The 14889-nt window shown below is 68.0% G+C and carries 15 protein-coding genes; 13 read left to right on the top strand and 2 right to left on the bottom strand.

The features are described 5' to 3' along the window. Window positions 1-159 precede the first annotated feature (159 nt). Window positions 160-876 (bottom strand): hypothetical protein, encoded by a 717-nt coding sequence (locus K2Y03_RS09390; RefSeq protein ID WP_294090317.1) that lies wholly within the window; start codon window positions 874-876, stop codon window positions 160-162. Between the two features lie 278 nt (window positions 877-1154). On the opposite strand from K2Y03_RS09390, the gene K2Y03_RS09395 reads away from it, so the two are divergent. The 7 genes from K2Y03_RS09395 to K2Y03_RS09425 all read left to right on the top strand — a co-directional run bounded on the left by K2Y03_RS09395 (window position 1155) and on the right by K2Y03_RS09425 (window position 6869). Further along, window positions 1155-2516 carry a TolC family protein gene (locus tag K2Y03_RS09395; protein WP_294090318.1) on the top strand — a complete coding sequence of 454 codons (1362 nt, stop codon included), beginning with the start codon at window positions 1155-1157 and terminating at the stop codon, window positions 2514-2516. Further along, entirely contained in the window at window positions 2513-4237 is a 1725-nt protein-coding gene (locus K2Y03_RS09400; RefSeq protein ID WP_294090319.1) for an ATP-binding cassette domain-containing protein, read from the top strand. The genes K2Y03_RS09395 and K2Y03_RS09400 overlap by 4 nt, the downstream gene beginning before the upstream one ends. After that, window positions 4237-5547 (top strand): HlyD family type I secretion periplasmic adaptor subunit, encoded by a 1311-nt coding sequence (locus tag K2Y03_RS09405; RefSeq protein WP_294090320.1) that lies wholly within the window; start codon window positions 4237-4239, stop codon window positions 5545-5547. Before K2Y03_RS09400 ends, K2Y03_RS09405 begins: the two co-directional genes overlap by 1 nt. A gap of 66 nt (window positions 5548-5613) precedes the next feature. After that, window positions 5614-5769 (top strand): hypothetical protein, encoded by a 156-nt coding sequence (locus tag K2Y03_RS09410; protein WP_294090321.1) that lies wholly within the window; start codon window positions 5614-5616, stop codon window positions 5767-5769. Between the two features lie 125 nt (window positions 5770-5894). Continuing rightward, entirely contained in the window at window positions 5895-6125 is a 231-nt protein-coding gene (locus K2Y03_RS09415; protein WP_294090322.1) for a hypothetical protein, read from the top strand. Between the two features lie 313 nt (window positions 6126-6438). After that, window positions 6439-6597 carry a hypothetical protein gene (locus K2Y03_RS09420; RefSeq protein ID WP_294090323.1) on the top strand — a complete coding sequence of 53 codons (159 nt, stop codon included), beginning with the start codon at window positions 6439-6441 and terminating at the stop codon, window positions 6595-6597. A gap of 125 nt (window positions 6598-6722) precedes the next feature. Further along, window positions 6723-6869 (top strand): hypothetical protein, encoded by a 147-nt coding sequence (locus K2Y03_RS09425; protein ID WP_294090324.1) that lies wholly within the window; start codon window positions 6723-6725, stop codon window positions 6867-6869. A gap of 35 nt (window positions 6870-6904) precedes the next feature. Here the strand turns inward: K2Y03_RS09425 and K2Y03_RS09430 are convergent, their stop codons facing one another. Then, window positions 6905-7795: a hypothetical protein gene (locus K2Y03_RS09430; RefSeq protein WP_294090325.1), complete on the bottom strand. Its 891-nt coding sequence runs from the start codon at window positions 7793-7795 to the stop codon at window positions 6905-6907. A gap of 66 nt (window positions 7796-7861) precedes the next feature. Here K2Y03_RS09430 and K2Y03_RS09435 point away from each other — a divergent pair, with 66 nt between their 5' ends. From K2Y03_RS09435 to K2Y03_RS09460, 6 genes are all read left to right on the top strand, one after another. Continuing rightward, window positions 7862-8134 (top strand): PqqD family protein, encoded by a 273-nt coding sequence (locus tag K2Y03_RS09435; protein WP_294090326.1) that lies wholly within the window; start codon window positions 7862-7864, stop codon window positions 8132-8134. A gap of 30 nt (window positions 8135-8164) precedes the next feature. Next, complete coding sequence (locus tag K2Y03_RS09440; RefSeq protein ID WP_294090327.1) at window positions 8165-10102, top strand: asparagine synthase-related protein; 1938 nt, start codon at window positions 8165-8167, stop codon at window positions 10100-10102. 43 nt (window positions 10103-10145) lie between these two features. Next, complete coding sequence (locus K2Y03_RS09445; protein WP_294090328.1) at window positions 10146-10628, top strand: lasso peptide biosynthesis B2 protein; 483 nt, start codon at window positions 10146-10148, stop codon at window positions 10626-10628. A gap of 274 nt (window positions 10629-10902) precedes the next feature. After that, complete coding sequence (locus K2Y03_RS09450; RefSeq protein ID WP_294090329.1) at window positions 10903-12678, top strand: ABC transporter ATP-binding protein; 1776 nt, start codon at window positions 10903-10905, stop codon at window positions 12676-12678. Between the two features lie 133 nt (window positions 12679-12811). Then, entirely contained in the window at window positions 12812-13717 is a 906-nt protein-coding gene (locus K2Y03_RS09455; protein ID WP_294090330.1) for an alpha-L-glutamate ligase, read from the top strand. Beyond that, complete coding sequence (locus K2Y03_RS09460) at window positions 13717-14742, top strand: LLM class flavin-dependent oxidoreductase (protein WP_294090331.1); 1026 nt, start codon at window positions 13717-13719, stop codon at window positions 14740-14742. The genes K2Y03_RS09455 and K2Y03_RS09460 overlap by 1 nt, the downstream gene beginning before the upstream one ends. Window positions 14743-14889 lie beyond the last annotated feature (147 nt).

A 14889-nucleotide genomic window follows, 5' to 3' on the forward strand; every position in this document is an offset into this window, starting at 1 on the left:
CGCCCGTAGCTCAGCTGGATAGAGCATCAGACTACGAATCTGAGGGTCGGACGTTCGAATCGTTCCGGGCGCGCCAATGAAAACCCCGCCAAAGCAATCGCTTGGCGGGGTTTTTGTTTGCCGGTCGCGCTGGCGCTTCTGACTTTCGTCCGGCGTCGTTCAAGCGATCGGAATACCCGCCAGCGGCGCCCAGTCGAGCGGCATGTCGCCAACCAGCAGGGTTGCGGCATCGCCGCCAAAGGCAACGGCGCCATCAAGCGTTGGCGTTGCCGGCGCGTCGAGCAGCGCCTGTACCGATTGCGGGAAGATCACTGCCTGAGCCGGGCCGCCAAAGCCGCGCTCCGCGGTTGCCAGCGACAGTTGGAGCAGCGGCGGCGCAACTGCCACCGATGCGCTTTCGGCCGGAACGGGAGCGGTCGCTGGCGTCACCACGACAAAGGCCGGCAGCGACTCGGCAATGCCCGTCGGCGGCGTGCCCGGCGTGGCGGCGGCCGCAGGCGGTGCAGCGGTGATTGCGGGTGCAGCCGGCGTGACAACGTCTTGCGCGGGCAGCGATTCGGGCCGGCCGACCGGCGTGATCGTCGCTTCCGCCGGCAGCGACACCGGCGCCACATCGCGCACCGGGAGCAGCGCGGCGCTGTCGACGACGGCATCGACTGCGGGGACGATGATGCTGGCGGCCGGCGCCGCTGCGGCTGGTGCCGCGCCGGTTGCCGGCAGCAATGCCAGATCAGGGGTCAACAGGCTGGCAAAGCTTGCAAGTTCAGCCTGCTGCTCCCCCCATGAAGGGGCAAGGCCGCCATCGACGAAGACGGGCAGAATGCCATCCGCCGTAATGGTGGCGTTTGGCGCAGCATTGACCGGACGGCGCACCATCGACCCAGCTCCAAAAATAGTCCATCCCAAAGGGGTCGAGAGCGGATTGGCTTCCAAACAGCGCCGCTCGATCGACATCCTTGCCGATAGGGAAGGATTGTGACGATTCTGTTGCAAATTCAAAACTTAGCATTGCCATTGACATGGCGATGTCACCCCCGAAAAGGCACCACGATGCTGGCGCCGATTCGGGCGCGGCGCAGCCCGGTTAGAGGCGGTCCGATAGTCCAGTGGTTTCGCGGTTGCTCAGCGCTTCGGTCGCGCGGCGGGGATTCGGCGTGGGTGCCGCGCTTGCCCTTTGCGCCGCCGCTGCCGCGCCCGCGCAACAGGCGCCGCAGGGCGGCCCCGCGGAGGCCGGCGATCCCGTGCTGGCACTGAGTGAGGCGCGTGCGAACCCGGAGTCGTTCCGCGCTGCGATCGGCGCCGCGATCGAGCGGCAACCCAATCTGGCGGTGGCGCTGGCGATTGCCGATCAGGCCGAGGCGCAGGTGGGCCAGGCCCGCGCCGCTCGCTTGCCGAGTGCCGAGCTGAACCTCACCAACTTCCGCGTCATCTCGCGCGATTTTTCCAACGATCCGCTCAACGTGCTGGAACGGACGCGGCCATCGCTGCGCACCGACGTGCAATTGAGTGTCAACCAGACGCTCTTCGATTTCGCCGCCGGCGCCAACCGGCTGAAGGCGGCAAAGCTGCGTGCTTCTGCGGCGATTGCCGATGCCGAAGGCAGCGCGGCGCAGATCGCGGCGGAAACGATCACCGCCTGGTATGAGGTGACCGGTTTTCGCGCGCTTGCGCAGTTCACGCGCGGCTTTCTGGAGGTGGAGCGCGAGCTGCTGGAAGGCCTTGACGCCCGGATTGAGCGCGGGGTTGCGGCACCTGTCGACCGTGCGCGGGCGCAAGCCGCGATCGCGCGCAGCACGGCACGGCTGGCGGACTTCGAACGGCGCAGCGCCGGAGCGGCGGCGCGGTTTCAGGCGTTCACCGGCCAGGCGCCGCCGCCCGGGCTGCAGCGCGCGCCAGCGGCGTGTGCGCTGCCCGCCGATGCCGAGAGCGCTGCCGCCATCGCGGCCCGCCGCGCGCCCGCCGTGCGCAGTGCCGATGCCGTGGCACGCGCCGCCGCGCGCGACGCTCAGGCGGCGGAAAGCGACCGGTTGCCGCTGATCACCGGCGGGATCGACGCCGGCCGCTTCGGCCTGATCGAAACCCCCTTTGATTATGAAGTGCGCGCGCGGCTGGGCCTCAGGATGCGGCTGTTCGGCGGGATCGATTCGCGCATTGCCGAGGCCGGCGCCCGCGCCCGCGCAGCACAGGCCCGCGCCGACCAGGCCCGGCAGGATGCGGTGCGCGACGCGACCGTCAGCTTTGCCGATGCCAGCGCGCTTGCCGACCAGCTGCGCGCCGTGGAAGCGCAATATCTCGCCGCCCGCCGCACCCGCGACGGCGTGATCGAGCGCTTCCGCGTCAATCGTGGCACGCTGTTCGATGTGCTCGCCGCGCAGGAAGAGATGTTCCAGGCGGCAGTCAGCTATGTCCAGGCCCTCTCGGATCTGGACGCGACGCGCTATATTGTGCTGGCGCGCACCGGCAGCCTGTTGCAATGCCTGCGCGTGGAAGCGCCCCGGCAAGGCCAAGTGCAATGAGCGTCGACCCGTTGATCGTCCCGCCCAAGCCGCGCTTTGCAGCATGGCTGATGGCGCCCATGCGGCGCAACAGCAGCGTTTACGCCAAGGTCGTGATCGCCGCCGTTCTCATCAACGTCTTCGGCTTCATTGCCTCCATCTTCTCGATGGTGGTTTATGACCGGGTGATCCCGCACAATGCGATCAATTCGCTGATCGGACTGTCGATCGGCCTGGGCGTTGTGGTGCTGTTCGATTTCGCGCTGAAGCTGTTGCGCGCCTATTTCGTCGACGTGGCCGGTGCCGATATCGACCAGCAAGTGGGCGAAACCGTGTTCCAGCGGATCATCGCCATGCGGATGGAGCTGCGCAAAGGCTCCACCGGCGCGCTGGCCGGCATGATGCGCGAGCTGGAGGTGCTGCGCGAATTCTTCGCCTCGGTCACGATGGTCGCGATTGTCGATGTGCCGTTCATCATCGTCACGCTGATCGTGATCGCAGCGATTGGCGGCTGGCTGGTGCTGGTGCCGGCGCTGCTGGTGCCGCTGGTCATCCTGGCCGGCTTCCTCACCCAGCCGGCGATGGATCGGCTGTCGTCCGACACGATGCGCGAGGGGTTGGCCAAGCAATCGGTGCTGGTCGAGGCGATCGGCGCGATTGAAACGGTGAAGGCCGCCGGCGCCGCGCCCATGCTCAGCGGGCGCTGGCGCCAGGCGCTCAATGCGCAATCGGGGCTGGCGCTGCGTCGGCGGCTGATCGGCTCGATCGCCACCACCTTTGCCGGATCGGCCGGCACGCTGGCCTATTCGGGCGTCGTCATTCTGGGCGCGGTGCTGATGGGCTATGGCTATCTGACGGTCGGCGCGCTCACTGCCTGTTCGATCCTGTCCAGCCGGGCGATTTCGCCGCTGGGGCAGATCGCGCTGCTTGCCTCGCGCCTGTCGGCAACGCGCACGGCCTATGCGCAGATTTCGGCGCTGATGGAGCAGCCGGTGGAAGGGCCGGCGGGGCAGGGCCTGAGCTTTGCAACGCTGACCGGCGCGGTCGAGCTGCGCGGGGTGTCGTTCCGCTATCCGGGTGCGGCGGAGCCGGTGCTGCGCGACGTGTCGCTGAAGGTGGCGCCGGGCGAACGGGTCGCGCTGCTGGGCAAGGTCGGCTCGGGCAAATCCACGCTCGCGCGGCTGATCCTGGGGCTTTACCCGCCCGAGGAAGGCGTGGCGATGCTCGACGGCACCGACATTCGCCAGCTTGACCCGGTGTTCCGCAATTCAATGGGCGCCGCGCTGCAGGAAAGCGTGCTGTTCACCGGCACCATCCGCGAGAATATCACGCTGGGCCGCCCTGGCATTGACGATGCGGAGATGCTGCGCGTGGCCCAGCTGGCAGGGGTGCATGAGTTTGTCGGCCGGATTGCCAATGGCTATGATCTGCGGCTGGCCGACCGGGGTGAGGGGCTTTCGGGCGGGCAGCGCCAGTCGATCGCGCTGGCCCGGGCGCTGGCGGGGCGGCCGCAGCTGCTGGTGCTAGACGAACCGACGAGCGCGATGGACAACCATACCGAACTGGCGCTGATCCAGCGGCTGGCGGAGGAAGTGCAGGGGCGCACGTTGATCCTCATCACCCACCGCCCGCAATTGCTGGCGCTCGCCAACCGGGTGATCGTGTTCGACCAGGGGCGGATCGCCGCCGATGGCCCGCGCGACCAGATTTTGCGCAGCAACATCCAGACCCGGGCCGCCTGATGAACGCGCCGATGGCCGCCCCGCCCATTCCCGAGATGGCAAAGCCGCGCGTGCGGCGGGCCTCGGCCTGGCTGCTCTGGGGCATTGTCGGCTTTTTCCTGCTGTTTCTGGTCTGGGCATGGCTGACCCGGCTGGATCGGACGGTGCGGGCAGAAGGGCGCGTCATTCCCACCTCGCAGCTGCAGGTGATCTCCAACCCCGAAGGCGGGATTGTGGAGGCGATCCGGGTGCGGGTGAGCGACACGGTGGCGCGCGGCGACCCGCTGCTGATGCTGGACCGCACGCAAATGGGCGCGGAACTGGGCAGCGGCCAGGCGCAGGTCGGCGCGCTCGACCTGAAGATCGCGCGGCTGGAGGCGGAAGTGGCCGGCCGGGTGCCGCGCTATCCGGCCATCGCCAGCGCTGCGCTGGGCAGCCAGATCGCGGTCGAGCAGGCACTGCACGGCGCGCGCATGGCCGATCTGGAAAGCCTGCGCGCTGCTGCCGATGCGCGGCTGACCCAGGCCGAGCGCGAGGCGGCGGCCGCCCGCTCGATGCTGGCCGCGCGCCGCACCATGGCAACCGCGCGGGCGACCGAAGCCGATCTTGTCGCGCCGCTGGTCGACAAGGGGCTGGAGCCGCGCCTCAGCCTGGTTCAGGCGCGTGCATCGGCCGATGCCGCCCGCAGCGAAGCGATGGCGGCGCAGTCGGCACTTGCCCGGGCCGAGGCGCAGATTGCCGAGGCGCGTGCCCAGCGCGCGGTGGCCGTTGCCCAATGGCGCGCCCAGGCCGCCAACGAGCTGGCCACCGTGCAGGCCGAGCGCGCTGCAAAGGGCGAGGCGCTCCCCGCGCTTGAAGAGCGCGCCGCGCGCACCATTGTCCGCGCGCCGGTTGCCGGCACCATCAACCGCGTGCTGGTAACGACGACGGGCGGCGTCGTGCAGCCGGGCCAGCCGCTGGTCGAGATCGTGCCGGCGGGCGAAAGCCTGCTCATCGACGCGCGCGTGCTTCCGGAGGATATCGGCACGGTGGCGCTGGGCCAGCGCGCGCGGGTGTCGCTCACCGCCTATAACCGCGCCACCTATGGCCAGCTGGAGGGGCGCGTGGTCGCCATCTCGCCCGACGCAACCGTGGATGAGCGCACCGGCCGCAGCCACTACACCATCCGCGTGAAGACCAGCCTCGGGCATCTGATCGGCCCCGATGGCAAACGCCATGCGATCGGCGCCGGCATGGTGGCGGAGGTCGACCTGCTCGGCGAGCCGCGTACCATCCTGGAATATCTTTTATCTCCGGTACTTGAGGTTGGCCGAACAGCGTTTCGGGAGTAGAATGTAACGCAGGGGTCATATTCCCGCGCAAAGGTCGGCGTGCGGGGAGCAATGGAGCCAAGTCGGATGACCAAGAAACCTGAACAGCTGTCGTCGCGGCAAACCAAGCGTGCCCAATCCGCGCGCAAGCCCTGGTCGCGCCCCACACTGACGATCGGCCGCGTGGCCGAAGCCGAAATCGGCGTGCTTGCCCGCAGTGACGGCGCCTTCACGACGTCTTGAGCGCCAGCCGGTACCAGTCTGACTAGGCCAGCCCGTTGCCGGCGCGGCCGATGCGTTCGCAGCATGATTGATCACAATATCTTCCCGTGCGGCCGATCCTCGGCATGTCGCGGAAGGGGAAGATGATGCCGAACGCGAACGATCATGCCAGGAGCGTGCTGCTGAACCGCGCAAGCCCAGGGGCGCCACCCAGGATTGGCATCGACCGTGTTGAGGAGGCGCAAGTCAACTTTATAAGGAGCAATGACGGCGTTATCAGCGCCGCCTCATCGCTTTATCAGACGATGGACCAGCACTGCTGGAGCGCATCGTGGCTGTTGGTCGCCACCGTTGATGGTCCTGCCAATCTGCTGTAGCCTAGACCATTGTCTTGTTGACGGAGATCAGGATGACGGTGTCGAAGCTTCATGAACAACCTCATCGCCATGCCACCCCGGCCGCTAAGCAGCGTCAGCGCTGGGCGCGACCCACGCTCAGCATTGGTCGCGTGGCGGAGGCGGAAATGGGCCCAATCGCGCGTAATGATGGGGGTTCTTTTTCTACTTCCTGAGCGTCTCGATCAGCGCGATGGACCAGCACTGCTGGAGCGCATCGTGGCTTTGGTCGCCACCGTTGATGGTCCGCCAATCTGCTGTAGCCCAGATCATTGTCTTGTTGACGGAGATCAGGATGACGGTGTCGAAGCTGCATGAAGAACCTCATCGCGATGCCACCCCGGCCGCTAAGCAGCGTCAGCGCTGGGCGCGACCCACGCTCAGCATTGGCCGCGTGGCGGAGGCGGAAGTCGGCAGGTTTTTACGCTTCGACAGCGTCTTCGATCTGTCTTGAGCGCTAGCCGGTGCCGGCCTGACTAGGCCAGCCCGTTACCGGCGTGGCAGATGTCCTTGCAGCGTGATTGATCCCGGCACATTCCCGTGCGAACGTCCCCCGGCATGTCGCGGAAGGGGAAGATGATGCCGAAGTCGAACGATCGCGCGCAGGGGCGTGCCGCTGCTCCGCGCAAGCCTTGGGCACCGCCCAGACTTAGCATCGGCCGTGTGGCGGAGGCGGAACTGCAGGGCGTTACCCGGTTCGATGGCGCCGTCTTTTTTGCCTCCTGACGCCGCATTAGCTTTCTGCCCATCGTTCGGGCGGTTCAGCGCACATTGGCGCCAACCGCCGCTTCGATCAGCGCAATCGTCGGCGCCAGCATGCCGAAATTCATCGGCCGGCTGAGCCGATAGCCGGGGCAGGCGCGGCCGATGCCAGTGGCGGCCTCGAAATAATCACCTTCCTGCCCCATCGCGCCGACCAGCCAGGGGCGATAGGCATTGGCGCGGATCAGCGTGATCATGTCGAGCGCGCGCAATGGCTCCAGCCGGGGCGCCCCGTCGGCCTGATCAAGCGCGATCAGCGCGCCGACCGGTGCCCAGTCCATCGTCATCGCCGGCGGATCGACGAAGAATTTGTCCATCCGCGCGGCCACTTGCGCGCCGCGCCGGTCGGCCAGATTGAGCCCTGCGACCGATGCATCCCACAATTTGTGCCGCCGGCCATCGGGCGCCACCCAGGGCTGGCCGGCCGCGTCAAAGCGGATCGCGCAGAAATCATCGGCGACATGGCCATGGCCGGCCTGGACGAGCGCGGCCGCCAGCGTCGATTTGCCTGCGCCCGACGCGCCGCAGAACAGCACCACCTGCGCGCCGATCCGCACCGCACTCGCATGCAGCACCACCTGCCCGCGCTGATGGACGAGCGCGCCAAAGCCCGTGCCGCCCAGATAGAGCGCCACCAGCGCCATGTCCGCGTCCGGGGCGGGGTCATAGGTGATGGCCTGTCCGGCGCGCATCGCCATGCGCACCACGCCGGGCACGTCCACTGTCATCAGCTCGCGCGGTGCTGGCGGCGGATCGGCGGCGGGCGCCACCGCGCCACGCTGGATGACGACATCGGCGACACCCGCCGGCGCCGGGATCAGCCCGGGCAGGACCAGATCGCTGCGCGTGCGCAGCCCGCCAATCGCATAATGATAATCGGCTTTGCGCAACCCCGGCTCCCTCTCTAAGCTGGTATCAGGGCCGGCTTGCCGGCGCCATATTGGGCGAGGGGCGCAATGCAGATTATCCGCAGCACCGAATGGCTGTCTGCCAAAGTTGGCGATGAAGTGATGATGATGAGCGCAGCAAGCGGCGTTTACATGGGGCTGGATGCGATTGCTGCGCGCATCTGGGACTTGCTGGAGGAGCCCAGCGACATCGACAGCCTGTGCGCGCGGCTGGTTGGCGAGTTCGAGGTGGAACCCGATGAGTGCCGGCGGGATGTGGAGGCATTTCTGGACGATCTGGCGCGGCAGGGCGCCGTCACTCTGGCCGGCGCGCAAGCCTAGCCGGGCCGAACCGCGCGTGGCGCTGCCCCGATGACAGCGATTGCCGCCTGCTGGCACAGCAATGGCAGACCTGGTGCCGCCGCTGCCCTTGCGCGGATGCAGGCGGCGCTCAAGCCCTATGGCCCGGATGACCAGCGCCACTGGCATGATGATGATGTGGCACTGGGGCGCAACCTGTATCAGCGGTTGCCCGAGGATCGCCATGACCGCCAGCCGCTGATCAGCGGCTGCGGGCGCTATGCGCTGGTCGCCGATGTGCGGCTGGACAATCGCGACGAGATCGCCGCCGCGCTGGGCGAGCCGGCGTCCTCCGCCGATACGCGCTGCGACGCGGCCTGGCTGCTCGCCGCCTGGGAGCGCTGGGGCGAGGGGGCGTTCGACCGGCTGTTCGGCGATTTCGCGCTGATCCTGTGGGACCGGCACGAGCGCCGGCTGCTGCTGGTGCGCGATCCGATGGGGCGCCGGCCGCTCTTCTTCCATCGCGCCGGCGCCCTGGTGGCGGCTGCGACCATGCCCAAGGGACTGCACGCGCTGGCCGACGTGCCGCGTGCGCCCAGCCGCGATGCCGCCGCCGAGTATCTGCTGCTGATGCCCGCCGCCGAACGCGCGACGATGTGGGAAGGGGTGGAGCGCGTGCCGCCGGGCGCGGTGGTGACGGTGACGACGGACCGGGTGGCCGTGCGCCACTGGTGGCAGCCGCGCCGGCCCGAGCCCGATGGCACGCCGGGCGACTATGCCGAGGGGCTTCGCCATCATCTGGACCAGGCGGTTGCCGCCCGGCTGCGCGGGGCGGGCGATCTGGTCGCCACGCATCTCAGTTCCGGCTTCGACAGTTCGTCGGTCACCGCGACTGCTGCGCGGCTGATGGCGGCGCAGGGTGGCCGGGTCAGCGCCTTTACCAGCGTGCCGGCGGCGGGATATCCCCCCATCAACAACCCGGACGCGATCATCGACGAAGGGCCGCTCGCCGCTGCCACCGCTGCGCTCTATCCCAATGTCGAGCATGTGCTGCTGCGCACCGGGCATGTGTCGCCGGTGGAAACGCTCGACCGCGATTTCTTCCTGTACGATCTGCCGGTGCTGAACCGCTGCAACATGACGTGGTACACAGCGTCGCTGGATGGCGCGCGGCAGCGCGGCGCCAACGTGCTGCTCACCGGCGAAGTCGGCAATATGAGCCTGTCCTATAATGGCAATGAATATCTGGTCGAGCTGCTGCTGGCGGGCCGCTGGGGCCGGCTGGCCCGCACCGCCTGGGCGCTGAAGCAGCGCGGCACGCTGCGCTGGCGTGGCATTGCCGCCCGGCTGGCGCGCCCCTTCTTCCCGCCGGCGCTGGAGAAAAGGCTGCGCGGCGACCGGTCGTCAGTGATCGGCGACCCGCTTTACCATAGCGCGCTTCGGCGCGAGATTTTCGAGCGCGAGGCATTTCGCGAACGCGCGGCGGCGCGCGGGCACGACGTGGATTACCGGCCCTGGCGCAATGGCTGGGACATGCGCCGCTGGGTGCTGGGCCGGGTGGATATGGGCGCTTATGCCAAGGGTTTTCTGGCCGGCTGGGGCGTGGATGTGCGCGACCCGACCAGCGACCGGCGGCTGGTTGAGTTCTGCCTGTCGGTGCCGATGGGCGAATATGTGCGCGACGGCCAGTTCCGCAGCCTGGCCCGCCGCGCGCTGGCCGATCGACTGCCGGCCGAGCTGCTCAACGCGCGCGGCAAGGGCGTGCAGGCGATCGACTGGCATGTCGGCGCGGGCGCGGCGCGCGCGGCGATTGCCGGCGAGGTTGCCCGGCTGGCCGAAGACCCGCTGGCCGCCGAGCTGATCGATCTGCCCCGGCTCAACGCGCTGCTCGCGGTCTGGCCGGAAACCGGCTGGGATAATGTGGCGCAGACGGATGCCTATCGGCTGGCCCTGTTGCGGGGTGTCTCCACCGGGCATTTCCTGCGGCGCGCGCGCGGCGGCAATGGATGATCGCGCGGTGGACGCCGGTGCGCGCGGCGGTTAGCTTGAGCGGATGCGCCAGTCCCCCGTCCTTCGCCGCGCGCGCACGCTGGCCAGCCTTGGCCCCGCGCGGCTGGCGCTGCTCGCGGAGGCGGCCCTGGCGCTGGCCTGGGCGCGGCTGACCATCCTGTTGACGCCATCAATGGCGCCCGCGTCGCGCTGGGGTGTGCTGGTTCCGGCGGACGATCCGGGGGCGGGATCCGGCCTGATCGCGAGCGACGCGCACCGGCTGGCAACCGCCAGGCAGATCGGCTGGGCAGTGGCGACGGCGGCGCGGCTGGTGCCGTTTCGCGCAGTCTGCCTGCCTCAGGCGCTCGCCGCGCGCGCGATGCTGGCGCGGCGCGGCACCCCGAGCGTGCTGCACTTCGGCGCCCGGCGCGATGACGCGCGCGCGATGGTGGCGCATGCCTGGCTCGACGCGGCCGGCGCACGCGTGACCGGCTATCCCATCGACCCCGGCATCGCCGAGATCGGGGCGTTTGTTAACCATCAGTAATGATGTAAAATTTTGTAGCTATTCTTTGCTGGTTTTGAATGGCGATCTGCATCGCAGCGCAGTGATGGGGCAAGGGATCGCTTCTTTCTCGCCGATCGCTGATTGTCGAACTTGGCATAAACTTGCGACAAAGGGATGCGACGCTTGGCTCGTTGATGCCATAGTGGTGAACTCGCCTATCCCTTGTAGCAGATAGTAGATTTACGATGGTTGTTTTGTTTGCACTGCACGCGCCGATATGCGGGTCGTCAAGCCCATCGCAGGGGCAGAGGTAATGCTTACGCAGAACAAGTCCGAAGCTCGCGTGATCGTTGCCCTGGCGACGTTCTTGAACGCCTTTGCGCGCCATGCCGGGATCAAGGGGCTGTGGGCTGTGGCGCTGTCGGTGGGGGCTGCGCTGACGGAGGCGGCGTCGCTGTTCCTCGTCGCGCCGGTGCTGGGCATCATTGCCGGCAGCCGCAGTGGCTGGTCGGGCTGGGGGGCTGACTATTGGACGCAGCTTTCGCCCATCCAGCAACTTGGCGTCGTCGTGCTTGTGCTGGGCCTGTTGTGGTTTACGCGGTCGATCATCGCGTGGCTGCGCGACCGCATCCTGGTCGAGCTCCAGCTCGGTTTCGTTGAATATCAGCGGACCAGCCTTGTCCACGCGCTTGCCCGCGCGCCCTGGCGCCAGGTGGTCGCGCTGGCGCATGTGCGCGTCAATCATGCGCTGGGGCAGGATGTGCTGCGCGTCGGGCTGGCGCTCCAGATGCTGATCCAGGCGGTGGTGGCGCTGATGGTGCTTGCGGCGCTGGCGACGGCGGCATTCGCACTGTCGCCGCCCTTGGCGTTGTTGGCATTGTCGATGATGGCACTGGCCGGGTTCAGCCTTCGCCTGGCGATGCGGGAGGCGCACGCACAGGGGTCGACCATGGTACAGGCCAATCTGGATCTGGCCGATACGCTTGCCCGGTTTCTGGGCGGGTTGCGGGTGGCGGCCAGCCAGAATCTTCAGGACGCCTTTGTCGACCGGTTCCGCCAGGGACTGGCCGATGTGCGGCTGAGCAACATCCTGTATCAGCGTCGCCAGAGTCAGGCGCGGCTGGTGGTGTCGGGTGCAGCGCTGATGGTGGGTGGCGCGGTAGCGTTTCTGGGGGCGGTGTGGCTGCAAACGCCGATCCCGCAGCTTGTTGCGCTGATCTTTGTCCTGGCGCGGATGGGCTGGCCCGCGAGCCACGTGCAGGAGACCGTTGCCCAAATGCTCCACGCGCTGCCGGCCTATGCCCAGCTGCGCGCCGTGATCGACGAGCTGGCCGCGCCGCCGCCCGCGCCCGACACCGCAGCAGCGCTGCCCGCAGCGGGCGGAGCGATCCGGCTGGTCGACGTCCGTTATCGCCACCCGTCGCGTGACGGTGCGTCTGCCCCGGCACCGACGCTGGAGGGCGTCTCGCTCACCCTGCGGCCGGGCGTGCTGACCGGGCTGACCGGCGCATCGGGCGCCGGCAAGTCGACGCTGGCGGACATCCTCGTGGGGCTGCTCGAACCTGATTCGGGCGCGCTGATGCTGGGCGATCAGCGGCTGGGTGCGGCTGATCTGGTCCGCTGGCGCGACGAAATTTCCTATGCGGTGCAGGAGCCCTATCTGTTTCACGCCAGCGTGCGCGACAATCTGCTCTGGGCGGCACCGCACGCCGACGCCGGCAGCATTGCCGCCGCGCTGCGCGATGCGGCGGCCGATGATCTGATCGCCGCGATGCCGCAGGGGCTCGACACCATCGTGGGCGAGCGCGGCACGCTGCTTTCCGGCGGAGAACGGCAGCGACTGGCGTTGGCGCGCGCGCTGCTGCGCGGCGGACGGCTGCTGGTGCTGGACGAGGCGACCAGTGCGATCGACGTCGCCACCGAAGCGCGCATCTTTGCCGCCCTGCGCCGGCGCGTCGCACATCAGGCAGTGCTGGTCATCGCTCACCGTGCCGAAACGCTGGCCTTTTGTGATGAAATGCTGCTGCTGCGCGATGGCCGCCTGTTTCCGGCGCGGCCGGTGCTGCCGCTGGCCGGCGTGGCGGGTTAGGGTTTTTCTGAGCTTCTCCGAAGCCGCACCAGCCCGCCCTGCCGCCCGTAACGCCACTGGCAAGTGCTGCGTATATTTGGCAAGCACCTCTTCCCGCGCCGATTCCGGCGTTTGACCGCAGATACGAGACGCTATGCACGATCTTGCGATTTTCTATGAACACCCCGCCTGGTTCACCCCGCTATTCGCCGTGCTCGATGCGCGCGGGGTCGATTATGTCCGCATCGGCATAGAGGGGCACCGGTTCGATCCTGCCGGATCGCCGCCACCGGCCCGCGTGGTGCTCAGCCGGCTCGCCATGTCGAGCTTCCTGCGCTCCCCCGATCACGCCATCTACTACAGCCACGCGCTGTTCGCGCATTGGAAGGCGCAGGGCGCGCGCATCATCAACGGAGCGGATGCGCTGGCGGTCGATTCGAACAAGGCGCGCCAGCTTGCGCTGATGAGCGGGCTGGGGCTGGCCGTGCCCGAAACCCGCGTCGTCCACCGCCCGGCAGACATTGTCGCGGCCGCCGCCGAACTGCGCTTCCCGCTGGTAGTGAAGGCCAATGTCGGCGGGTCGGGCGCGGGCATCATGCGTTATGAAAGCCCGGAGGAGCTGGCGGCGGCGGTGGCCGAGCGCTTCCTGCCGACCAGCATCGACGGCGTTCTGCTGGTGCAGGAATATGTGCCGGCCGAGGGCGGGCGCATCACCCGGATCGAAACGCTGGAGGGGCGCTATCTCTACGCCATCGACGTGGCGGGCGGCGGGTTCGATCTGTGCCCGGCCGATGCCTGCCAGGTGGATGGCAAGCCGATCGAGATGGTCGCCGCGCACCCGGCGCCCGAGCTGATCGACGCGGCCGAGCGGATCGCCCGCGCGGCCGGGCTGGACGTGGGCGGGATCGAGGTGATGATCGACCACCGCGACGGCACGCCGCGCTTTTATGACATCAATGCGCTGTCCAATTTCGTCGCCCGGCCGCTCGACGTGCTGGGCTGGGATCCGCATGAAAAGCTGGTCGATTATCTGCTGGCCGAGATCGGGAAGGTGAAGTGATGCGTTACGGTTACTGGATGCCCGTGTTCGGCGGCTGGCTGCGCAATGTCGCGGACGAGGGGATGGAGGCGAGCTGGGCCTATACCAAGCGGCTGGCGCAGCGGTCGGAGGCGATCGGCTATGACCTGTCGCTGATCGCCGAGCTCAACATGAACGACATCAAGGGCGTGGAGGCGCCGACGCTGGATGCGTGGTCGACGGCGGCCGCGCTGGCGGCGGTGACCGAGCGGCTGGAGCTGATGGTCGCGGTGCGCCCCAATTTCCACCACCCCGCGCTGTTCGCCAAGGCGGCCGCCAATATCGACCAGATTGCCGGTGGTCGGCTGGCGCTCAATGTCGTGTCGAGCTGGTGGGCGGACGAGGCGCGGCGCTATGGCCTGCAGTTCGACCAGCATGACGACCGCTATGCCCGCACCAGCGAGTGGCTGACCATGGTCGACGGGCTGTGGAGCGAGGACGAGTTCGATTTTGCCGGCCGCTATTATTCGGCCGAACAGGCGATCTGTAGCCCCAAGCCCGTGAAGAAGCCCACCATCTATGCCGGGGGCGAAAGCCCGGCGGCCAAGGCGTTGATCGCCAGCCAGTGCGATGCCTATGTCATGCATGGCGATCCCGTCGAGGCGGTTGCCCCCAAGATTGCCGACATGGCCGCGCGGCGAGAGCAGATGGGCAAGCCGCCGATGCATTACGGCATGGCCGCCTATGCCATCGTCCGCGACAGCGAGGCGGAGGCAAAGCGCGAGCTGGCCCGCATTACCGAGGTGAACGAGCTGCCCGCCGGCTATGACAATTTCGATCAGTGGCTGTCCGGCACCCAGCTGGAACGCGAAATGAAGATCCAGGAATATTCGGTCTCCAATCGCGGGCTGCGCCCCAATCTGGTCGGCACGCCGGAGCAGCTGCGCGAGCGGATCGAGGAATATGAAGCGGCCGGCCTCGACCTGCTGCTCCTCCAGATGAGCCCGCAGGAAGAGGAAATGGAACGCTTCGCCGCGCAGGTGATCAAGGCCCCGGTCGCGGCTTAGGTTGGCCATACTCCTCCTCCCCTTCAGGGGAGGAGGTCGGGAGGAGGGGCGTTGATGCCGGGCACGGCGCTTTTTTTGGCGAGGCCCCACCCCAACCCCTCCCCTGAAGGGGAGGGGCTTTGTTCAGTAGCGGCTTGAGGTGGTTTC

Source organism: Sphingomonas sp. (assembly GCF_019746015.1).
GTDB lineage: Bacteria > Pseudomonadota > Alphaproteobacteria > Sphingomonadales > Sphingomonadaceae > Sphingomonas.